32 protein-coding genes are annotated in these 21,626 nt (G+C 36.3%); 1 reads left to right on the top strand and 31 read right to left on the bottom strand.

Translation table 11 applies throughout. From position 1 onward, the window contains the following. Positions 1-49: 49 nt before the first annotated feature. From QOL71_RS14915 to rplC, 31 genes are all read right to left on the bottom strand, one after another. Entirely contained in the window at positions 50-2,602 is a 2,553-nt protein-coding gene (locus QOL71_RS14915) for a M4 family metallopeptidase (RefSeq protein WP_283417691.1), read from the bottom strand. 81 nt (positions 2,603-2,683) lie between these two features. Next, the gene (locus QOL71_RS14910) at positions 2,684-4,060 is read right to left on the bottom strand and encodes a DUF4403 family protein (protein WP_283417690.1); all 1,377 of its coding nucleotides are present in this window, start codon (positions 4,058-4,060) and stop codon (positions 2,684-2,686) included. Between the two features lie 240 nt (positions 4,061-4,300). Beyond that, a complete protein-coding gene (locus QOL71_RS14905; protein ID WP_283417689.1) occupies positions 4,301-6,304 on the bottom strand; it encodes a glycoside hydrolase family 97 protein in 2,004 nt (667 codons plus the stop codon). Positions 6,305-6,645: 341 nt separating this feature from the next. Further along, positions 6,646-7,167, bottom strand: coding sequence for a 50S ribosomal protein L17 (gene rplQ, locus QOL71_RS14900; protein ID WP_120212485.1), 522 nt, complete (start codon positions 7,165-7,167; stop codon positions 6,646-6,648). Between the two features lie 8 nt (positions 7,168-7,175). After that, complete coding sequence (locus tag QOL71_RS14895; RefSeq protein ID WP_089768543.1) at positions 7,176-8,171, bottom strand: DNA-directed RNA polymerase subunit alpha; 996 nt, start codon at positions 8,169-8,171, stop codon at positions 7,176-7,178. Between the two features lie 31 nt (positions 8,172-8,202). Then, positions 8,203-8,811, bottom strand: a complete 609-nt coding sequence (rpsD, locus tag QOL71_RS14890) for a 30S ribosomal protein S4 (protein ID WP_283417688.1) — start codon at positions 8,809-8,811, stop codon at positions 8,203-8,205. 27 nt (positions 8,812-8,838) lie between these two features. Next, entirely contained in the window at positions 8,839-9,228 is a 390-nt protein-coding gene (rpsK, locus tag QOL71_RS14885) for a 30S ribosomal protein S11 (RefSeq protein ID WP_034694697.1), read from the bottom strand. A gap of 15 nt (positions 9,229-9,243) precedes the next feature. Beyond that, a complete protein-coding gene (rpsM, locus tag QOL71_RS14880) occupies positions 9,244-9,621 on the bottom strand; it encodes a 30S ribosomal protein S13 (protein WP_283417687.1) in 378 nt (125 codons plus the stop codon). A 14-nt stretch (positions 9,622-9,635) separates the two neighbouring features. Further along, complete coding sequence (gene rpmJ, locus QOL71_RS14875) at positions 9,636-9,752, bottom strand: 50S ribosomal protein L36 (RefSeq protein WP_007839480.1); 117 nt, start codon at positions 9,750-9,752, stop codon at positions 9,636-9,638. Positions 9,753-9,762: 10 nt separating this feature from the next. Then, positions 9,763-9,978, bottom strand: a complete 216-nt coding sequence (gene infA / locus QOL71_RS14870; RefSeq protein WP_027383300.1) for a translation initiation factor IF-1 — start codon at positions 9,976-9,978, stop codon at positions 9,763-9,765. Between the two features lie 8 nt (positions 9,979-9,986). Further along, positions 9,987-11,366 (bottom strand): preprotein translocase subunit SecY, encoded by a 1,380-nt coding sequence (secY, locus tag QOL71_RS14865; protein WP_283417686.1) that lies wholly within the window; start codon positions 11,364-11,366, stop codon positions 9,987-9,989. Between the two features lie 10 nt (positions 11,367-11,376). Then, entirely contained in the window at positions 11,377-11,826 is a 450-nt protein-coding gene (gene rplO / locus QOL71_RS14860) for a 50S ribosomal protein L15 (RefSeq protein WP_283417685.1), read from the bottom strand. Between the two features lie 71 nt (positions 11,827-11,897). Further along, positions 11,898-12,074: a 50S ribosomal protein L30 gene (gene rpmD / locus QOL71_RS14855; RefSeq protein WP_027383303.1), complete on the bottom strand. Its 177-nt coding sequence runs from the start codon at positions 12,072-12,074 to the stop codon at positions 11,898-11,900. 11 nt (positions 12,075-12,085) lie between these two features. Then, positions 12,086-12,604, bottom strand: a complete 519-nt coding sequence (rpsE, locus tag QOL71_RS14850; RefSeq protein WP_089768531.1) for a 30S ribosomal protein S5 — start codon at positions 12,602-12,604, stop codon at positions 12,086-12,088. Between the two features lie 18 nt (positions 12,605-12,622). Then, complete coding sequence (rplR, locus tag QOL71_RS14845; RefSeq protein ID WP_120212480.1) at positions 12,623-12,976, bottom strand: 50S ribosomal protein L18; 354 nt, start codon at positions 12,974-12,976, stop codon at positions 12,623-12,625. An 11-nt stretch (positions 12,977-12,987) separates the two neighbouring features. Continuing rightward, on the bottom strand, positions 12,988-13,533 hold the full coding sequence (rplF, locus tag QOL71_RS14840; RefSeq protein ID WP_283417684.1) for a 50S ribosomal protein L6: 546 nt from the start codon (positions 13,531-13,533) through the stop codon (positions 12,988-12,990). An 18-nt stretch (positions 13,534-13,551) separates the two neighbouring features. Beyond that, on the bottom strand, positions 13,552-13,950 hold the full coding sequence (gene rpsH / locus QOL71_RS14835) for a 30S ribosomal protein S8 (protein WP_027383307.1): 399 nt from the start codon (positions 13,948-13,950) through the stop codon (positions 13,552-13,554). A gap of 145 nt (positions 13,951-14,095) precedes the next feature. Next, entirely contained in the window at positions 14,096-14,365 is a 270-nt protein-coding gene (rpsN, locus tag QOL71_RS14830; protein WP_027383308.1) for a 30S ribosomal protein S14, read from the bottom strand. Positions 14,366-14,368: 3 nt separating this feature from the next. Continuing rightward, positions 14,369-14,920, bottom strand: a complete 552-nt coding sequence (gene rplE / locus QOL71_RS14825; RefSeq protein WP_120212478.1) for a 50S ribosomal protein L5 — start codon at positions 14,918-14,920, stop codon at positions 14,369-14,371. Between the two features lie 12 nt (positions 14,921-14,932). Next, positions 14,933-15,253 carry a 50S ribosomal protein L24 gene (gene rplX / locus QOL71_RS14820; RefSeq protein ID WP_120212477.1) on the bottom strand — a complete coding sequence of 107 codons (321 nt, stop codon included), beginning with the start codon at positions 15,251-15,253 and terminating at the stop codon, positions 14,933-14,935. 18 nt (positions 15,254-15,271) lie between these two features. Then, on the bottom strand, positions 15,272-15,640 hold the full coding sequence (rplN, locus tag QOL71_RS14815) for a 50S ribosomal protein L14 (protein ID WP_027383311.1): 369 nt from the start codon (positions 15,638-15,640) through the stop codon (positions 15,272-15,274). A gap of 2 nt (positions 15,641-15,642) precedes the next feature. Further along, positions 15,643-15,900 carry a 30S ribosomal protein S17 gene (gene rpsQ / locus QOL71_RS14810; protein ID WP_120212476.1) on the bottom strand — a complete coding sequence of 86 codons (258 nt, stop codon included), beginning with the start codon at positions 15,898-15,900 and terminating at the stop codon, positions 15,643-15,645. Positions 15,901-15,909: 9 nt separating this feature from the next. After that, the gene (gene rpmC / locus QOL71_RS14805; protein ID WP_027383313.1) at positions 15,910-16,095 is read right to left on the bottom strand and encodes a 50S ribosomal protein L29; all 186 of its coding nucleotides are present in this window, start codon (positions 16,093-16,095) and stop codon (positions 15,910-15,912) included. Between the two features lie 11 nt (positions 16,096-16,106). Then, a complete protein-coding gene (rplP, locus tag QOL71_RS14800; protein WP_283417683.1) occupies positions 16,107-16,532 on the bottom strand; it encodes a 50S ribosomal protein L16 in 426 nt (141 codons plus the stop codon). Between the two features lie 78 nt (positions 16,533-16,610). Beyond that, a complete protein-coding gene (gene rpsC / locus QOL71_RS14795; RefSeq protein WP_120212473.1) occupies positions 16,611-17,345 on the bottom strand; it encodes a 30S ribosomal protein S3 in 735 nt (244 codons plus the stop codon). An 8-nt stretch (positions 17,346-17,353) separates the two neighbouring features. Next, positions 17,354-17,749 (bottom strand): 50S ribosomal protein L22, encoded by a 396-nt coding sequence (gene rplV, locus QOL71_RS14790; RefSeq protein WP_120212472.1) that lies wholly within the window; start codon positions 17,747-17,749, stop codon positions 17,354-17,356. A gap of 2 nt (positions 17,750-17,751) precedes the next feature. Further along, positions 17,752-18,030, bottom strand: a complete 279-nt coding sequence (gene rpsS, locus QOL71_RS14785) for a 30S ribosomal protein S19 (protein ID WP_027383317.1) — start codon at positions 18,028-18,030, stop codon at positions 17,752-17,754. Positions 18,031-18,032: 2 nt separating this feature from the next. Continuing rightward, the gene (gene rplB / locus QOL71_RS14780; RefSeq protein WP_120212471.1) at positions 18,033-18,854 is read right to left on the bottom strand and encodes a 50S ribosomal protein L2; all 822 of its coding nucleotides are present in this window, start codon (positions 18,852-18,854) and stop codon (positions 18,033-18,035) included. Positions 18,855-18,873: 19 nt separating this feature from the next. Then, complete coding sequence (gene rplW / locus QOL71_RS14775; RefSeq protein ID WP_072997618.1) at positions 18,874-19,164, bottom strand: 50S ribosomal protein L23; 291 nt, start codon at positions 19,162-19,164, stop codon at positions 18,874-18,876. A gap of 6 nt (positions 19,165-19,170) precedes the next feature. After that, on the bottom strand, positions 19,171-19,800 hold the full coding sequence (gene rplD / locus QOL71_RS14770; protein ID WP_283417682.1) for a 50S ribosomal protein L4: 630 nt from the start codon (positions 19,798-19,800) through the stop codon (positions 19,171-19,173). Next, the gene (gene rplC, locus QOL71_RS14765; protein WP_283417681.1) at positions 19,791-20,417 is read right to left on the bottom strand and encodes a 50S ribosomal protein L3; all 627 of its coding nucleotides are present in this window, start codon (positions 20,415-20,417) and stop codon (positions 19,791-19,793) included. Before rplC ends, rplD begins: the two co-directional genes overlap by 10 nt. Before the next feature lie 219 nt (positions 20,418-20,636). Here rplC and QOL71_RS14760 point away from each other — a divergent pair, with 219 nt between their 5' ends. Continuing rightward, the gene (locus tag QOL71_RS14760) at positions 20,637-21,614 is read left to right on the top strand and encodes a hypothetical protein (RefSeq protein ID WP_283417680.1); all 978 of its coding nucleotides are present in this window, start codon (positions 20,637-20,639) and stop codon (positions 21,612-21,614) included. Positions 21,615-21,626: the final 12 nt, after the last annotated feature.

Here is a 21,626-nt window from a genome sequence, read left to right as displayed (position 1 = left end):
AAAAGCTTCTGATAATTCAGAAGCTTTTTATGGTTTTATAGTCAAACGATTATTTCTTGATTACTTTTACAGTATTACTCTCTATATCAGAAACGACTTTCAGAACATAAGTTCCATTCACCAATTGGCTCATATCTAATGAAGCATTCTTGGTATTGTTATTCAGGTTAAATTTCTGAATCAATTGTCCGGCTGAGTTGTAAATTTCTACATTTTTCAGATTTGTATTATTCTTATTCTGAATTGTCACAAATCCTGAAGTCGGATTAGGGTACACGTTGATTCCATTCTGCTTCTGAACATCTTCAACAGCTAATGTACTACAGTTGTAAACATAAATTTCATCCAGATACCAACCTTCTATTCCGTTACAGCCATCCGTTCCAAATTCGAATCTAAATTTGATTTTAGAACCGGAAGTCACACCGATTTTAGAAAGATCTATCACACTTTGTCCCCAGCTTCCTCCAAGTGATCCGCCATCTGTTCCTGTAAAAGCTCTCTGTCCTTTCAGTGGATTATCACTTTGAGCAGTTCCGTCTAATGCACTATTATAAGCATTTTGTGTGAAAGCCGTAACTGGCAATAATGTCCATGCACCTCCATTTAAGCTGTATTTGATATTTCCACCGTCCCAGGTAGCTTCTGTGGCAATATAATGATTGAAAGCCATTTCGTATTTCCCGGTAGTAAAGGCAGGAAACGTAATTGTCGGGCTTTCCAGACGAAGAATTCCATTTTGCAAATCCGTATTGCAATCGCCATTAATTGGATCTATTGCAAATATAGCCTTACCGGCTCTTGATTTTGGTAAATTACCTTTAACTGTCCAATCTCTCGCCTCCCAAGTAGCAGGCTTTGTAGGAACATTAGAAACTGTCCAGTTTCCTAGACCATTTTCCCAATCTTCCTTGAACAAAGGATTAGAAGTCGCACTTGCACAAAGATCTGGAACAGCTTTTAAAATTGGTTGATAATTACATTGAGTTGCAGGAGATGACCTCAGTTGTACCGCCAAAATTCCGTTTTTAATATTCTGAATATCTGCCGAAGTGAAAGACTTCCCGCTTAATCCTGCTGGATTAGCTGTAGTTGATAATCCTTGTAAATTAATTCCGATCAGGTCATTTGCGGAAGCTTCCAGTGCATCAGCAAAGTTTGCAAAATCACTAGTAGCCGTAAGATATGTTGTCTGTGCTTTCCACCAAAGATGAGCTGCTTTTATGAAACCAATTCCTGTAATAGTGTAGCCATTGTAAGTTCCTCCATCTACAAGCAATGCATATAAATGATTTGTCGGCCCAGAATTGGTGTGAACCCCTCCACTATCCGCTGTTCCACAGTAATAATAACTAGGATCCAATACTTTTGAAGGTTGACTGTTACAGTTTGGATTCCACATATCACGGATAGCGCCGCCAAAAGCTGTTGCATCCTCGCCCATTTTCCAACGAAGAGAACCCGAGCATGAAGCCGTTGTTCTTACACTTAGATTTTCTCCTTCATCCATATAATTGTTTAGTAAATCAATGGTTTCCCCCCAAACATCGGAATAAGACTCGTTAAGAGCGCCAGACTGATACTGATAAATCAATCCACTTGTATATTCTGTATAAGCATGTCCCCATTCATGAGCAATCACGTCATCTGTTGCAGTTCCGTCACAATATCCTGCATATGTTCCATTCCATCTTGCATTCGGGCAAGATATTGTCGGGTCATTGTTAACCGTAATCATTGTATGGTCTGCCGAGTCATAAGACACATATCCGAAAGCATTTTTGAAGAAATTATAAACATGTTCCGATGTTGTTACTTCATTCTGCTGCCAGCTGCTTAAAGTCCCCGGAAAAGCATCACCTTCTTTCCACTTCAGGTTAGAAGAATTGGTATTGGTTTCATACAACTTTCTGTCGATTGGATGAATCCCTGTAAATTGCTCTACCAGTTCTCCTGTATGAGCATCAATAAAAAGAAATTCTCTTACATCTTTTTTATTTGTAACTTCCACTTCATAAGCTAAATAAGAAGTAACAACGCCTCCCTGAGCCAAGTATTTCGGAAAAATCAAAAGATTGGTTTTTGCAGCTTCCAGAGCTGTACCAGATTTATTTAGATCTTGTTTTGTGACTAAGTTCTTAGCAATATTACCAGCATCAGCCGCCGATATATCTGGTGTAGAATTTACTTTGATGTTAGAAATTGTATTCCCGTTAACAGAGGTCAATTGTTCTTTTCCATTAAAATGGAATTTCAAAATGCCGTCATAAACCGGAACTCCCTGATATTGTTGCCTGTAAGTAACATTCTTTAATCCATAATTATCTGTTTTTTCTTCTACAAAGACCAGATCATTTACAGATTTCAGATTAAAAGCTTTGAAATTCTCTGCTAAAAATTCTGTTATTTTCGCTTTTGCACCTGCAGATTTTAGTTGAAGTGCATCAGAGTTTTCAAAACGAATAAAATTTGGATTAAGAGTGCTGTTGCTTATCGTAACACTAGCATGCGTTTCTTTTTTAAGCTTGGTCAATTCTTTGGATTCTTGTGCAAATCCACAAGTATATGCCAAAACAATTGCCAGAGATAGAGTTTTCTTCATTTTTAAATTTAATTGTTAGCAAATATAAATAATATTACGCTCATTATTATCAACAAAAATAAAGAAACTAAAGAAACATTATTAAAAACTCAATCCGGAAATATTCATTTGCAATTGTGCTTTTGTATCAATAACGACGGTTATATATTTCTCTGATAATAAAAACTGTGTCGGTTTAAGATCAAGAACATTTCCCTTTAACCTGATGCCTTTTACATATTCTTTATTAAAGTTTTCTGTAAGGCTTTTTTTAGATGCATTTTCGATGTCCAGCAATGGGATGCCATAATCTTTTTCAATCATTCTCCTGATCTTACCTTCGAAGAGAACAGTCAAAGCTTTCTGGAAGAAATTTTTGGTTTTGAGATTAAAATCGTTGACATTCAGCTTTATTTTGTGTTCTTCTGCGCTGTAATAGGGTTGGCCTTTGATGAAAGCTGTCCCATTGACTTCACCGCTTGTATGCGCTTCTATGACAACATTGTCTTTTTCCTTATATACCGATATTTCGGTAATTTTCACCTTTTTTTCTTCACTGCTCATCGGGAATTCTTTATCCTGAAATTGCTGTCTTGCAAGTCTCGTTGCTTCATCAAAACTGATGTTTGCAGTGGTTTGCAAGTTAAAAACGTTTTGAAGATTTGGGTTTAAAGTAAAATTTGGAACTGTATTGACGTCTCTTGTTGCTAAAGGAATCTGCCCAACAAAGGTTTCCGAATATAAGTCAATCCCAATGGTTGTTTTGATTTTGTCCTGGAAAACCTGAAGCGGCGCCATGTAAGTATTTTGCGGTGTAATCTTCAACCATGTATTGTATTCTTCCGAAACATTGATCGGCTTTGAGAACTGGTTCCAAGCCATTACCAAATAAGGCTGAAGATTGAATTTCGTTTTAATCTGCTGATCAATAATTGTTGTGAATTTTCCTTGCTGCTCTTTCAAAGTTGATTCTATAAAAGATGCAATCGGGATTTTCACTTTACCATAATCCAAAACCGGTTTCTGAGTCCAGACAAATCCTGCGGTTGTTGTTTTTGTATCGAGTTTCCAATCTTGTGTTGCTGTAAGACTGGTTATGAAATTCATTATCAGATTAAAATTCGTGTCTTTGTACATATAATAGCCCAAAGTCCCATAACCTTTCTCTGCCCATATTTTCAAAGGGACCGAGATCATCAGACGATTGTTGGTTAGAGCTTTTATATTGATGTTATTCTGTTTTTCAACTTTTATTTTGAATTGATCATTATTGTTATCCGTGTAAGATTGATCCTCATACAAAACACCTTTTATGGATTGATTAACAAGGCTGTTGATCTCCGAAATCGGGAGCGAAACAGGAAGCGTGATGTTGGATTTGATTTTTGGTAAAGTATAGACCGGATTTTCTATTTGAGAAAAAGCGATGCAACTTACCAGCAAAAAATATATCGATGCGAACTTTCGAATGAGATTCATAAATGTTTTTAATAAATTCTTAAACGCAAAATTAATGGTTTTATTGATGTTAAAAATAAAGAGAGTAAGGAAATCCTACTCCCTTTTGTTGATTTTTCATTAGTATTTAAACCAAAAAAACGGCCTTCTGCAAGCCCGATGAATAGGCCATTTGAGACAATGCCTAAAAACACACGTGTCTTTTCACTAAAACTCTCGTGTGTTTTTAGAAGAACACACAAGAGTTTTTTATATTGCAAATTAAAACTTAGTAAAAATGATTGCTACACCGCCACTTCTAGCCAGATCAACGGAGAGAATAGTTTTGCTGTTCACTTCTTTTTCTTCGATAATTATCGGATAAGGATTCTTTTCATAATCCGCATCTTTGCCATCTCTGAAAATCTTCGCCTTATATTTCTTCCCAGCATCCAGAAACCTCAAATCCAGTTTTACAGTTCTTGCATCTTTGTTGGTAATGCTGCCTAAAAACCAGTTTTCAGACGCTTTATCTTTTCTTGCAATGGTTACAAACTCCCCGATTTTTGCATCCGGAACAACAGTTTTGCTCCAGTCTGTCGGACAATTTGTAATGAACTCAAAAGCAGGATTGTTTTCATAATTTTCAATCATATCAGACGCCATCTGCAAAGGGCTGTAAATAACAACTGATAAGGCTAATTGTTTTGCCAGAGTTGTATGAACTTTCGTATTCGGCAAAACCGGATTGGTGAAATTGAAAGTTCCCGGCGTGAAATCAGTCGGCCCGGCTAAACCCCTTGTAAATGGAATAATTGTCGTATGTTCCGGCGGATTTCCACCATCTTTTGACCAAGCATCCCATTCCTGTCCGCGAACGCCTTCCTGTGTCATAAGATTCGGTAACGTTCTTTGTAAACCGGTTGGCATTACAGGTTCGTGATTATCAATCATGATTTTGTGTTTAGCTGCTTCTTCAATTACTTTCCTGTAATGACGAACACCATACTGACTGCTGTGGAGCTGTTTGCCGTCTAATTTTCCACCAACGTAACCTGTTTTCACAATATCAACACCATATTTTTTGTAATAAGCAAATGCATCACTCATTTGATTTTCATAATTAATGGTGTTACCAGCCGTTTCGTGATGACCTATCAAAGTAACATTTTTGGACTTAGCATAATCCGTGATTTTTTTGATATCAAAATCCGGGTAAGGTTCAGAGAATTGGAAATCTTTCCAGTCTTCCCAACCTTTGTTCCAGCCTTCTACAAGAACTCCTGAGAAATTATGTTTAGCAGCAAAGTCAATATATCGCAGTACATTTTCGGTTTTCGCACCGTGATTTGGTCCAGCTTTCCATGTGTATTTTTCCATATGGATTGCCCACCAAATCCCTATGTATCTTCCCGGCTTAATCCAAGAAACATCACCCAATTTGTTCGGTTCATTAAGATTCAGCATCAATCTTGAAAGCATTAGATCTCCGGCAGATTTCGCAATGATCACTGTTCGCCAAGGTGTTGTTGAAGGTGCTTTTGCAAAGACTTTTTCGCCGGTTGCCCAAGGTGTAAGATAAGCCTTTAGTTTTGTTGATTTCTTATCTCCGGCAAGATTCATTGATGCATAATCTGTTAGATTAGCCTGATGAACAGTGAGGAATAATCCATTCTTAGTTTCCATTGTCAAAGGTGTTGCAACTGTATCGAGTTTCGAGATCGGATTCGATTTGTACAAACCTTCATAGAATGCTGTATTATAAGGAATCGACCAGGTTTTATGGTCATCAGCAAAATTGAATTCCGTCAGTTCATCCATAATGATAAATTCTTTCAGATTCTTTTGCTCAGGAAATTCGTACCTGAAACCAAACCCATCATCAAAAACTCTGAAATTAATTACAAGCTCTCTTGTCAATTTTGAGTTTTCTTTGACCGAAACTTTCATTTCATTATAATGATTTCTCACATTGATTTCTTCGCCCCAAGGTTGCTGCCAGGTTTCATCAAACTTAGAGTGTGAAATATTTTTGATTGAAAAGTTATCCTTAAAGGAATTCCCTTTCAGTTCAAATCCGAGATAAGATTCATTAAGGATAGATTTTGCGTCTTTAGAAACTTTGTAAAACACTTTGCCTTGATTGGTCCCAACCTCTAACGTAATGGTTCCATCGGGAGATTTGACAATGTTCTTAAGATTTTGTGCAACAATTGTTGGTGATAGTCCAAACAATATGATGAAAACAGTTAAGATTTTTAGAAAATCTATACGCTTTATTTTCATTGATATTATTTTTAAGGTTATATATCTACAAAAGTAAGCTATTGAAATTGTCTCAACAAAAAAAACCGATGTCGCTGATTTGTAAGTCGTGATCAATTATAATTCACCAACATATCTGGAACACCTTTTATGATTCTCAGCATTTTAGATAGCCTTTTTTCTAATTTCTACTATTCTGGTTATCTGCAATACTATTTCAAACTTTATTTTTCTATATTATTTATAAAAAATAGTATTGAAATTCAATACTATTTTTATTTACCAACTTGTTTGGAACATTACCATACAAACAAAAAAACCACCTCGATTGAGGTGGTTTTATATTTAAAAACTTAGAATTCTTATTCTTCAGTTTTTTCTTCTGTAGCAGTTTCTGCAGCCGGAGTTTCTTCCACTTTAGCTTCAGTAGCTTCAACAACAGGAGCAGCTTCTTTTTTAGGAGCAGCAGTAGATCTTCTACTTCTTCTGGTTGTTTTCTTCTCAGCTTCGTTTGGATTGTAGATATCGTTGAAATCTACCAACTCGATAAGCGCAGTATCAGCAGCATCACCAGGTCTGAAACCAGTTTTGATGATTCTTGTGTAACCACCGTTTCTTTCAGCGATTTTAGGAGCTACAGTTCTGAACAATTCAGTAACCGCTTCTTTACTTTGTAGGTAAGAGAAAACGATTCTTCTATTGTGAGTTGTATCTTCTTTAGCCTTCGTCAGGATTGGTTCCACGTAAACTCTTAAAGCTTTCGCTTTAGCAACAGTAGTGTTGATTCTTTTATGTTCAATCAGGGAACAAGCCATATTAGAAAGCATTGCTTTTCTGTGTGGTGCAGTTCTACCTAAGTGATTTATCTTTTTTCCGTGTCTCATTTTGAGGATTATTTATCAGCGTCTAACTTATATTTTGCAACATCAAACCCGAAATTTAGTCCTTTTGAATGAACCAATTCTTCAAGTTCTGTTAAAGATTTTTTACCAAAATTTCTGAATTTCATCAAATCAGACTTACTAAAAGAAACCAATTCTCCAAGCGTTTCTACTTCAGCCGCTTTCAGACAGTTAAGGGCTCTTACAGAAAGATCCATATCTGCCAATTTTGACTTAAGTAATTGTCTTGTATGAAGTGTTTCCTCGTCGTATTGGATGGATGCCTTTACAGCCTCTGTTTCAAGAGTGATTCTTTCATCAGAGAACAACATAAAGTGGTAGATCAAGATCTTAGAAGCTTCTGTTAAAGCATTCTGAGGTGTGATTGATCCATCAGTTTCGATATCCAATACTAGTTTTTCGTAGTCTGTTTTTTGCTCTACACGGTAATTTTCTATACTGTACTGAACTTTCTTGATAGGTGTGAAGATAGAGTCAATAGCAATAGTCCCGACAGGAGCATTGTTTGATTTGTTCTGATCGCTCGGAACATATCCTCTTCCTTTTTCAATGTTGAAAGTAATTTCAAACGTTACATCTTTAGCCAAAGTAGCGATTACCAATTCTGGGTTGAGAACTTCGAAGTTCACGATAGAACCTCCAAGATCTCCAGCAGTCACCACATCCTTTCCGGATACTTTTGCAGTTACCTGCTCGTTTCCTGGATTTTCAGTTTTAGCTTTAAGACGAAGCTGTTTAAGATTAAGAATGATTTCCGTTACATCTTCAATCACTCCCGGTATAGTTGAAAATTCGTGCTCTACGCCTTCTATTTTGATAGATGAAATAGCATATCCTTCCAGAGAAGATAATAAAACTCTTCTCAATGCATTACCGATTGTAAGCCCGAAACCTGGTTCCAAAGGTCTGAATTCGAATTGTCCTTTAAAATCTGTAGAGTTTAACAGGATTACTTTATCGGGTTTTATAAATGTTAAAATTGCCATAGTCTGGTTGAGCAAAAATTTGAAAAAATTATTATTTAGAGTATAATTCGACGATTAACTGTTCTTTGATGTCCTCAGGAATTTGGATTCTCTCAGGAGCACTTACAAAAGTACCAGTTTTTTTCTCGTCATTGAATTGTAACCACTCATAATTTGCTTTAGAAGCCAAAGCGTTAGAGATTACTTCAAGAGATTTTGATTTCTCTCTCACAGCAATTTCGTCACCAGCTTTTAACAAATAAGAAGGGATGTTTACCAGTTCTCCGTTCACAGTGATGTGTCTGTGAGAAACAAGTTGTCTAGCTGCAGATCTGGTTTTAGCAAAACCTAATCTGTAAACTACGTTATCCAATCTTGATTCGCAAAGTTGCAATAGAACTTCCCCTGTTACACCTTTGCTTCTGTGAGCTTTATCGAAAAGGTTAGCAAATTGTCTTTCAAGGATACCATAAGTGTACTTAGCCTTTTGCTTTTCAGCCAGCTGAGTAGCGTATTCTGATTTCTTCGCACCTCTTCTTTTGTTAGGACCGTGTTGTCCTGGTGGTTGATTTTTTCTTTTTTCGAAGTTTTTATCGTCTCCGTAAATTGCCTGACCAAATTTTCTAGCAATTTTAGTTTTAGGTCCAATATATCTTGCCATTGTAATTAAGATTTGAGGATTAAAAGATTAAACTCTTCTTCTTTTTGGAGGTCTGCATCCGTTGTGTGGCATAGGTGTCACGTCAACGATTTCGCTTACTTCAATCCCAGAATTGTGAATAGATCTGATCGCAGATTCTCTACCTGCACCCGGACCTTTTACAAATACTTTTACTCTTCTAAGACCTGCTTCGTGAGCTACAGCTGAACAGTTTTCAGCAGCCATTTGAGCAGCAAAAGGAGTGTTCTTTTTAGAACCTCTGAATCCCATTTTACCGGCAGATGCCCAAGAGATAACCTCTCCGTTTTTATTTGTTAAAGAAATGATGATGTTATTGAAAGAAGCCTGAATATGCGCTTCACCAATAGCTTCAACTTTTACTTTTCTTTTTTTAACAACTTTAGTTTGTTTTGCCATAATTAATTCTAACGATTATTTACTTGCCTTTTTCTTGTTAGCAACAGTTTTTCTCTTTCCTTTACGGGTTCTAGAATTGTTTTTCGTTCTTTGGCCTCTTAAAGGTAATCCCAGTCTGTGACGTATTCCTCGTTGGCATCCTATGTCCATCAATCGCTTGATGTTCAATTGCACTTCAGATCTAAGCTCTCCTTCAACTTTTACGTTTTCGGTGATGTAAGTTCTGATTGCTGCCAATTCATCGTCATTCCATTCGTTGACTTTCTTGTCTTCGCTGATTCCAGCGCTTTTCAAAATTTCTGAAGCTGTGCTCTTACCGATACCGTAGATATAAGTAAGTCCTATAACGCCTCTTTTGTTCTTTGGTAAATCAATACCTGAAATTCTCGCCATAATTTAATCGGTTCTTAACCTTGTCTTTGTTTAAATTTAGGGTTTTTCTTGTTAATTACGAACAGAACGCCTTTTCGTCTAACGATCTTGCAGTCTGCACTTCTTTTTTTGATAGATGCTCTAACCTTCATTTTGTTATTTTTAATATCTAAAAGTTATTCTCCCTTTAGTCAAGTCATAAGGAGAGAGTTCGAGTCTTACCTTGTCTCCGGGTAAGAGTTTTATATAATGCATTCTCATTTTACCAGAAATATGGGCAATCAATACGTGCCCATTTTCTAGCTCTACACGGAATTGTGCGTTGGAAAGTGCTTCCGTAATCACTCCGTCTTGTTCTATATGTTTCTGTTTTGCCATTTATATTATTAATAGTTTGATGATCTTGATAATTTAGATTGCATCAACCCGTCATAATGATGGTTCAGCAGATACGTATTAATTTGCTGAACAGTATCTAAGATAACGCCCACCATAATTAATAACGATGTACCCCCAAAAAACAGGGCAAATCTATCTGTCTGAACAAATGCTCCGTGCACTATTGCCGGAAGGACTGCAAAGATAGATAAAAAAATTGCACCCGGCAAGGTTATTTTGGATAAAATATCATCCAGATAATCTGCCGTTTCTTTTCCAGGTCTTACTTTCGGGATCAATCCACCATTACGCTTCAAATCATCAGCCATCTGATTAACCGGAATAGTAATTGCCGTATAGAAAAATGAGAAAATTATAATTAATAATGCAAACAATACATTGTACTGCCAGCTAAAAACATTTTTGAATCCTGCCAAAAATGTATTAGATTCATCAACTTTGGTTAGTAATCCGGGTACAAACATCAATGCCTGAGCAAAGATGATCGGCATAACTCCTGCTGCATTTACTTTCAATGGGATCCATTGTCTGGCGCCTTCCATCAGGTTTCTGCTTACACCACCTCTTGCCTGAGCTCTACTCACATATTGGATTGGAATTTTTCTAACAGCTACGGATAGAATAATTGCCAATAAAACAACTAATAACCAAAATACAACTTCAACCAAAATCATAATGCTTCCTAAACCACCTTTACCATTCTGTGTAATAACTTCTTGATAAAAAGCTGTTGGAAGATCCGCAAGGATACCCACCATAATTAAGATCGAGATACCATTACCAATACCTTTGTCAGTAATCTTTTCTCCTAACCACATTGCAAATACAGAACCTGCAACCAGGATCACAATACTTGGTAACCAGAACATCACAGATGCCGGATCTATATAGTAAGCTGACTGGAACTGGCCGTACGGTAAGAAAAATTGTGTTACTGATGTTAAGTACGAAGGTGCCTGTACAAGACAAACCCCAATAGTTAACCATCTGGTAATTTGGTTTAATGTATTCCTTCCACTTTCTCCATCTTTCTGTAATTTCTGAAGATAAGGAATAGCCATTCCCATCAGCTGAACAATAATGGACGCGGAGATATAAGGCATAATTCCTAGTGCCATTATAGAAGCACGGCTAAACGCTCCTCCGGTGAAAGATGACAATAAACCCAAAAGGCCGGCCCCTTGTTGGTTCCCGCCTTGGTTTTTGTAATGTTGTAATAAGTTCCCAACTTCTGCCATGTTAATAGCCGGAAGAGAAACATACGATGCGAATCTATACACAAGGACCAATGAAAGTGTCAAGATAATTTTATCTCTAAGCTCTTTTAGACTCCAAATGTTTTTTAGTGTTTGTATAAATTCTTTCATTGGTTATTAATTAAAGAGTAATTGCTTTACCTCCAGCCTTGTTGATTGCTTCTTCAGCAGATTTAGTAAATTTGTCAGCAGAGATTGAAACACCTGATTTCAAATCACCTCTACCTAGGATTTTTACCAATTCATTTTTAGAAGCAAGACCGTTTTCTACTAATACGTCTCTAGTGATATCACCAGTAATGTTCTTAGTATCGATCAAAGTTTGGATTGTATCAAGATTGATAGCTCTAAACTCTTTTCTATTAATATTTTTGAAACCAAATTTTGGTAATCTTCTCTGCAAAGGCATCTGTCCACCTTCGAAACCGATTTTCTGAGAATAACCAGCTCTTGCTTTTTGACCTTTATGCCCTTTTGTTGAAGTACCACCTTTTCCGCTTCCCTGACCTCTACCAATTCTTTTTGAATTGTGAGTAGAACCTACTGCTGGTTGTATGTTATTTAAATTCATTTTGTAATTGAGATTTTAAATGATAAAGTATTGAGAAAAGAGAAAGATCCCTTTTCTCATTATCTTTTGTCTTATTTTTGAACTTCCAGTAAGTGACTTACAGAAGCAATCATTCCTAAAATAGAAGGCGTTGCTTCGTGTTCTACAACTTGTTGAAGTCTCTTAAATCCTAGTGCTTCAAGTGTTCTTTTTTGAGTTTTAGAACGATTAATAGCACTTCTAACTAATTTTACTTTGATTGTTGCCATTGCTATATTGATTAACCGTTAAACACTTTACTTAAAGAAACTCCTCTCATTCTTGCAATTTCTTCTGGTCTTCTGATATCCAACAATGCGTTGAAAGTAGCTTTCACCACGTTGTGTGGGTTAGAAGAACCTTTAGATTTTGACAATACATCGTGTACACCTGCAGATTCTAGTACCGCTCTTACCGCACCACCGGCGATAAGTCCTGTACCGTGAGAAGCTGGTCTCAAGAAGATATCAGCACCACCATATCTAGCAGAAGTCTGGTGAGGAATTGTATGATTGATTACAGGAACTTTCACCAAGTTTTTCTTAGCATCTTCTACAGCTTTCGCAATAGCAGAAGCAACTTCCTTAGATTTTCCAAGTCCGTAACCGATAACACCATCTTCGTTTCCTACAACAACAATTGCAGAAAATCCGAATGCTCTACCACCTTTCGTTACTTTAGTTACTCTATTAACAGCAACCAGACGATCTTTTAATTCTAATCCTCCAGGTTTAACTCTTTCTATATTACTATCTAACATATTTTCTGAATTTTAAAATTAGAATTTAAGACCTGCTTCTCTAGCACCGTCAGCAAGAGCTTTCACTCTACCGTGGTATACAAAACCATTTCTATCAAATACAACACTTTCGATACCAGCTGCTTTAGCTTTAGCTGCAATAGCTTTGCCTACCGCTGCAGATACTTCAGTTTTAGTTCCTTTAGCGTCTACCCCTTTCTCTCTAGAAGAAGCTGATACTAATGTTTTACCGTCTTTATCATCTACTAATTGTGCGTAGATCTCTTTATTACTTTTGAATACAGACAATCTTGGTAATTCTGCAGATCCTGAGATCTTCCCTCTTACTCTTCTTTTGATTCTGATTCGTTTTTCAACTTTTGTTAATGCCATTTTCTTAAATTTTATGCAGATTTACCGGCTTTTCTTCTGATGTTTTCACCCACGAATCTCACACCTTTTCCTTTGTAAGGTTCAGGTTTTCTGAAAGATCTGATCTTTGCAGCCACCATTCCAAGAAGTTGTTTATCGTAAGAAGATAATGTAATGATCGGGTTTTTCCCTTTTTCAGTCAAAGTATCCAATGTTACTTCTTTTGGAAGTTCCAATAGAATACCGTGAGAAAATCCAAGTGCCAATTCTAATTTTTGACCATTGTGAGATGCTCTGTAACCAACTCCTACAAGCTCTAATTGCTTTGTGAAACCTGTAGACGTCCCAACAATCATATTGTTGATAAGCGCTCTGTACAAACCGTGAAGCGCTTTGTGTTCTTTTGAATCAGAAGGACGGTTAAATGTTAATTTACCATCTTCCTGTGTGAAGCTGATTCCTGATGTAAGCTCCTGAGATAATTCTCCTTTAGGACCTTTTACCGTTACTACACCGTTGTTTTCAGTGATCGTAACACCAGCAGGAACTTCTATAATTGCTTTACCAATTCTTGACATTTTCCTTGTTTTAAAAAATTAATATACGTAGCAAATTACTTCACCTCCAACTTTCTCCTGTCTAGCTTTTTTATCAGTCATTACTCCTTTAGAAGTAGAGATGATAGCCACACCTAGTCCGTTAAGTACTCTTGGAAGTTCCTCAGAACCTTTGTACTGACGTAGACCTGGTCTAGAAGCTCTTTGTATAGACTTGATCGCAGGTTTGTTAGTTTGCTTATCATACTTCAAAGCGATCTTGATAGCTCCTTGAACAGCGTTATCCTCGAACTTGTAGTTCAAGATATAACCTTGATCGAAAAGAATCTTAGTGATCTCTTTTTTGATTTTCGATGCAGGAATTTCCACCACTTTGTGGCCTGCGCTTTGTGCGTTCCTTACTCTTGTTAGGAAATCTGAAATTGGATCTGTTACCATTTCTTTGTTTTAAATTATTGGTTAATGACAACCAGTATTGAAAAGACTTGAAGATTAAAAAAATCAGACCTCAGAAAACTTCAGTCTGATATTTTTTATGCTTTAGTATCTCAACAACTTAATTGCCTCGATTGTTTTTAATTGCTTACCAACTAGCTTTTTTAACTCCCGGGATAAGACCATTGTTAGCCATTTCACGGAACGTTACTCTGGAAATACCGAATGTTCTCATATATCCTCTTGGTCTTCCTGTCAATTTACATCTGTTGTGTAATCTTACAGGAGAAGCATTTTTAGGCAATTTTTGTAATGCTTCATAATCTCCAGCTTCTTTCAAAGCTTTTCTTTTTTCAGCATATTTAGCTACAGTAGCTTCTCTTTTGCGCTCACGCGCTTTCATTGATTCTTTAGCCATTTCTTAGTTCTTTTTGAAAGGTAAACCGAAGTGAGTTAATAATGATTTTGCTTCTTTATCAGTTTTCGCAGTTGTTACGAAAGTGATGTCCATCCCCTGGATTTTTTTCACTTTGTCAATTACGATCTCCGGGAAGATAATCTGCTCAGTAATACCTAAGTTATAATTACCTCTACCGTCAAAACCGTCAGCTTTGATTCCAGAAAAATCTCTAATTCTTGGAAGTGCAGAAGAAGTTAATCTATCTAGGAACTCATACATCTTATCAGCTCTAAGCGTTACTCTTGCTCCTACAGGCATTCCTTTTCTTAATTTGAAGGCTGCTTCATCTTTTTTAGAAAGAGTTCCAACTGCTTTTTGTCCTGTGATTGCAGTCAATTCTTCTACTGCATAGTCCACAATTTTCTTGTCAGCTGTAGCAGCTCCCAAACCTTGTGACACAACGATTTTCTCCAACTTAGGCACTTGCATTACTGACTTGTACCCAAATTCTTCCATCATTGCAGGAACAATTTTCTCTTTATATTGTTGTTTTGGTCTTACTATATATTCCATTGTAATTCTAAATTATAAAGTTTCACCTGTTGTTTTAGCAACTCTTACTTTTTTATCCCCTTCTACTTTGTATCCAACTTTAGTAGCTTTTCCGCTTTTATCAGTTAATGATACGTTTGAAATATGTAGTGAAGCTTCCTTTTCAACGATTCCACCTTGAGGATTTTGTGCAGACGGCTTAGTATGTTTTTTAACGATATTAATTCCTGCAACAATAACTCTAGGATCTTTACCTTCTTTCTTGATTACTTCAAGAACTTCACCTTTACTACCTTTATTTTTTCCGGTCGTAACGATAACGTTGTCTCCTCTTTTTATTTTAACTTTTGACATTTTCTTAAAATTTTAAAATTAAAGTACTTCAGGAGCTAATGAAATAACCTTCATATATTCTTTGTCTCTCAACTCACGGGCAACCGGTCCAAAAACACGAGTTCCTCTCATTTCTCCAGCAGCGTTTAGCAATACGCAAGCGTTGTCTTCGAATTTGATGTATGAACCATCTTTTCTTCTAACTGCTTTTTTAGTTCTTACAACTACCGCTTTAGATACCTGACCTTTTTTTGCGTTTCCTGATGGTGTAGAATCTTTGATAGTAACAACGATTTTATCACCAACTGAAGCATATCTTCTTCTAGTTCCTCCTAGAACTCTGATAACTAGTACTTCTTTTGCACCTGTGTTATCAGCAACTTTTAATCTTGATTCTGTTTGTAACATTATTACTTAGCTTTTTCAATGATTCTTACTAATCTCCATCTTTTGCTCTTGCTCAAAGGTCTAGTTTCTGTAATCAAAACCGTATCTCCTTCGTTGCACTCGTTATTCTCATCGTGTGCGGTATATTTTTTCGTTTTCAAAACGAATTTCCCGTACATTGGATGTTTTACTCTTGTAGTTTCACTAACAACAATAGTTTTTTCCATTTTATTGCTGGAAACTACTCCAATACGTTCTTTTCTTAAATTTCTATCCATTATAAAAAGGAATTATTGTTTGTTAGTTAATTCTGTATTAAGTCTTGCGATTGTTTTTCTCAAATCTCTGATCTGAATTGGATTTTCAACTGGGCTAATTCTGTGTGCTAATTTCAGTTTAGAATAGTTAGCTTTAGCGTCAGCCAATTGAACTTTGATATCCTCTACGCTTAAATTTTTGATGTCAGCTTTTTTCATTGTAATAGAGATTATTGAGGTTTAACAAAATCGTTAGCAACTACGAACTTGGTAACTACCGGCAGTTTCTGCGCAGCAAGTCTAAGAGCTTCTTTCGCTACTTCGTAAGGAACTCCACCAACTTCGAACATAATTTTACCCGGTTTAACTACAGCTACCCAATATTCTACAGCACCTTTACCTTTACCCATACGTACTTCCGCTGGTTTTTTGGTAATAGGCTTATCCGGGAATATTTTGATCCATAGTTGACCTTCTCTTTTCATATATCTTGTTGCAGCGATACGCGCAGCTTCAATCTGTCTTGCAGTGATCCAAGCACCTTCTATAGCTTTGATCCCGAAAGTTCCGTAAGCAAGTTGATTACCTCTCTGGGCACTCCCCTTCATTTTCATCTTATGAACTCTACGGAATTTGGTTCTTTTTGGTTGTAACATAATTTCTTAAATTTTAGATTTTAGAATTTAGATTTTAAAAAAGTAACGGTCATTTAAAAACTATCCTCTAAAATTTTATTAATTATTTCTTCTTGGTTTTCTGTCTCCTCTTTCTCCTCTGTCGTTTCTCTCTCTACCTCCAGCTGGTGCTTTTTTCTGTTGTCCTACTAGCGGCGTAAGTTCTCTTTTACCGTAAACTTCACCTTTCATGATCCAAACTTTAACACCTAATTTACCATACTGAGTCAATGCTTCACCGATGTGGTAATCGATATCTGCTCTGAAAGTTGATAAAGGGATTCTACCTTCTTTGAAAGATTCTGATCTTGCCATCTCTGCACCATTCAATCTTCCGGAGATCATTACTTTGATACCTTCTGCACCCATTCTCATTGTGCTTGCCATAGCCATCTTAACAGCTCTTCTGTAAGAGATCCTGTTTTCGATTTGCTTGGCAATGCTGTCTGCAACCAATACTGCATCTAGCTCAGGTCTTTTGATTTCGAAGATGTTGATCTGGATATCCTTTCCAGTCAATTTTTTCAACTCTTCTTTCAATTTGTCAACCTCCTGACCACCTTTACCAATGATTAATCCTGGTCTTGCAGTCGTGATTGTTACTGTTACTAATTTCAGTGTTCTTTCAATATAGATTTTTGAAATTCCACCTTTAGATAATCTTGCTTCAAGGTATCTTCTGATTTTGTAATCTTCAGCGATTCTGTCGCCGTAGTTTTTACCACCAAACCAGTTAGAATCCCATCCTCTGATGATACCTAATCTGTTACCAATTGGATTTGTCTTCTGTCCCATACCTTGAATTAATTTTTAGTACCTAAAATTAGTGTAATGTGGTTAGATCTTTTTCTGATTCTGTAACCTCTACCTTGTGGCGCAGGTCTTAGTCTCTTCAATTGTCTTGCACTGTCTACATAGATTTCTTTAACGATAAGGTTAGCCTCCTCGATGTCAGCACCTTCGTTTTTAGCTTGCCAGTTTGCGATAGCAGAAAGCAATACTTTTTCTAATTTGTTAGAAGCATCTTTCTTAGAATATTTAAGGATATACAAAGCTTTATCAACTTCTACCCCTCTAATGATATCAGCAACTAATCTCATTTTTCTTGGAGAAGACGGACAGTCGTTATGCAACGCTTTTGCCACATCTTGGTTTGCTATTTTACGTGCTAATGCACTTTCTCTTTTTCTTGATCCCATGATTATCTACCTCCTTTATTTTTGTTACCACCGTGACCTCTGAAAGATCTTGTCGGAGAAAATTCGCCTAACTTGTGACCCACCATGTTTTCTGTTACATAAACAGGGATAAAAGATTTCCCGTTGTGAACAGCGATAGTTTGTCCTACAAAGTCTGGAGAAATCATAGATGCTCTAGACCAAGTTTTGATTACAGTCTTTTTACCAGACTCTACATTTGCCTGAACCTTCTTATCTAAAGTATGATGAATGAATGGTCCTTTTTTAAGTGATCTTGCCATAATTATTTTCTTTTAGATACGATGTAACGGTTAGACACTTTGTTTTTCTTTCTGGTTTTGTAACCTTTAGCAGGCTTACCGTTTCTAGATCTTGGGTGACCTCCAGAAGAACGTCCTTCACCACCTCCCATTGGGTGATCAACCGGGTTCATTACTACTGGTCTTGTTCTTGGTCTTCTACCTAACCATCTGCTTCTACCAGCCTTACCTGATACTGTTAACTGATGATCTCCGTTAGAAACCGAACCAACCATTGCCATACATTCTGTAAGGATCATTCTAGATTCTCCAGAAGGCAACTTGATGATTGCATATTTTCCGTCTCTTGAAGTTAATTGAGCTGAAGAACCAGCACTTCTTGCCAAAATAGCGCCTTGTCCAGGCTTCATTTCAACACAAGAGATGATAGTACCCAATGGAATGTTTTTCAATTTCATTGCGTTACCAACATTTGGTTCTACGCTTTCTCCAGAAACAATTTTCTGATCTACTTTGATCCCGTTTGGAGCGATGATGTATCTCTTTTCTCCGTCTGCATATTCAACTAATGCGATGAAAGCAGTTCTGTTTGGATCATATTCTACAGTTTTTACCGTAGCTTCAACGTCAAATTTATTTCTTTTGAAGTCGATAATTCTGTATTTCTTTTTGTGTCCACCGCCGGTGTAACGCATGGTCATTTTACCAGTTTGGTTACGTCCACCTGACTTTTTAATACCAACTGTCAGAGATTTCTCTGGCTTGTTAGTAGTAATTTCCTCAAAGTTATTAACAACTCTGAATCTCTGTCCCGGGGTGATAGGTTTTAATTTTCTAACAGACATTACTATTATTTATAATTAATTAATTTGTTGCGAAAATATCAATAACTTCTCCAGCAGCCAATGTTACAACTGCTTTCTTCAATTTGTTAGTTTTCCCAACTTGAAGTCCTTTTTTCGTGTATTTTGAAGAAACTTTTGGTGCATAAATCATCGTTCTAACGTCCGCTACTTTTACACCGTAAGCTGCTTCAATAGCACCTTTAATCTGGATCTTGTTTGCTTTAGGAGCAACCAAGAAAGAATAAGCACCTCTTAGATCTGTAAGATAGTTTGCTTTTTCTGAAATAATTGGTTTAATAATAAGTGACATGATGATTTATTTCTTTAAATTTTCCTGAAATTTTTCTACTGCACCTTCTAAGAAAACAATCTCACCTGCATTGATCAAATCATAAGAAGAAATCTCGTTATAATTTAACACTCTTGTCTTAGGCAAGTTTCTTGAAGATAAATATACATTCTTGTTAGCTTCAGGAATGATGAATAAAGACTTTTTACCGTTAAGATCCAAAGCACCCAACAAGTTGATGAATTCTTTAGTCTTAGGAGCGTCAAAACTCAAGTTCTCCAAAACTTTGATACTGTTATCTCTCAATTTTTGAGACAAAACAGATTTTTTAGCTAATCTCTTAAGAGCCTTGTTCAATTTGAATCTGTAGTCTCTTGGTTTTGGACCAAAAACTCTACCTCCACCTTTGAAAGTTGGCGACTTGATATCACCATATCTCGCAGATCCTGAACCTTTTTGCTTCTTAAGCTTTCTTGTAGAAGCCGTAATTTCGCTTCTTTCTTTTGATTTATGAGTACCTTGTCTTTGTGCAGCAAGATATTGCTTAACCTCTAAGTAAACCGCGTGCTGATTTGGCTCAATCCCGAATACTGATTCGTCAAGAGTTACTTTTCTTCCGGTTTCTTTTCCTGATGTACTTAATACTACTAGTTCCATTTCTTGATAATTACATAAGAATTTTTAGCTCCCGGAACAGCACCTTTTACTACTAAAAGATTTTGTTCTCCATCTACTTTTAACACCTGAAGGTTCTGAACAGTTACCTGTTTACCTCCCATTCTACCAGCCATTCTCATTCCTTTGAATACTCTTGAAGGATCCGAACCAGCACCGATAGAACCTGGAGCTCTAAGTCTGTTGTGCTGACCGTGAGTAGCTTGCATTACACCTCCAAATCCGTGTCTTTTAACAACACCTTGGAAACCTTTACCTTTAGAAGTCCCTGTTACATCAACGTATTCACCTTCCGCAAACATGTTAACTTCTACTAAATCTCCTGTCTTAACCGCATGTTCGAATTCGTTTCTGAATTCTACGATTTTAGCTTTAGGAGTTGAACCAGCCTTTTTGAAATGACCAGCTAACGCTTTACCAACGTTCTTCTCACTCTTGTCATCGAAACCTAGTTGTACGGCAACATACCCGTCAACCTCTTCGGTTCTGACCTGTAAAACCGAGCATGGACCAGCTTGAATAACTGTACAAGGAATGTTCTTCCCGTCCTCGTTAAACAAAGATGTCATACCGATTTTTTTACCAATAATACCTGACATTATTTATATATATCTATTATATTTTGTTTCAGCATTTTAGCGGTTTTCGTCATATTCTATGTCTGAAATAGGCATACTCCTTCCCTAAAATGAGTGTGCAAATTTATGGATAATTTTCAAACTGACAAATATTTATCATAAAATATTTTGATTTTTAATGTTTTAGCTCAAATCAGGAAATTATCACAATTTTTATACGTCGAATTTTTAAATTTGATTATGAAAAAAATATTTTCAATTTTGATTCTCATATTATTTTTCAGTTGTAATAAACAAGAAAATCATGCCTATGGTTTTTATTACTGGAAAACAAAATTATCCTTAAAAGAATCGGAAAAAGATGTACTGAAACAATCAACACTAACCAATTTATATGTCAGATTTTTTGATGCTGATAAAGTGGATGGTAAATTCCAACCGGTCAGCGTAATCTCGAAATCAGAAAATTTTCGAAGCTCAAAACACATTGTTCCGGTAATTTTTATCACAAACAGAATATTTCTTTATATCAAAGATTCTGAAATTGATTTTCTTGCCAAAAGTATTTATAGTCTTATTGATAAAAGAATCAAAGAATTTGGATTTGCAGACGCTTCGGAAATACAAATTGACTGCGACTGGACTGCGGGCACAAAAAATGACTATTTTAAATTTTTAAAAAAACTTAAAGCGCTTTCTCATAAAGAAATCACTTCCACATTGAGGCTACACCAGGTAAAAGATAAAGTTACAATGGGAATTCCGCCTGTTAAAAAAGTTTATCTGATGTGTTATTCCACTTCCTCTCCTTTGGAAAACTCGGATAAAAACTCGATCCTGGACATTCAGATTCTGAAAAATTACCTTTCCGAAGTCCAGAATTATCCTATTAAAAAAATAGATGTTGCCTTGCCTATATACTCCTGGGGAATCGTCACCAACCATTTCGGAAAACATAAACTGATTAATGCTCTGTCGGAAAAAGATCTTAATAATGAGGATTTAGAAAAAATTTCGGAAAATGAAGCCGTTGTAAGAAAAGATGGTTTCTTTTTTGGTTATTATCTCAATAAAGGTTTCAGGATAAAAGTGGAACAGATCCCGGAACAAACCTTAGATGAAGCGGTGAATTTTCTTGACCGGAAAATTCCTAAATTTAACATCATATATTATCAATTGGACGAAAGGTTTATCAGAAACAGAAACTTCAACCGTTAATAAAAAACTCAA

It is taken from the genome of Epilithonimonas pallida (genome assembly GCF_900182975.1).
In the GTDB taxonomy this organism is placed as follows: domain Bacteria; phylum Bacteroidota; class Bacteroidia; order Flavobacteriales; family Weeksellaceae; genus Epilithonimonas; species Epilithonimonas pallida.
This window is presented reverse-complemented; position numbering and strand designations above follow the sequence as displayed.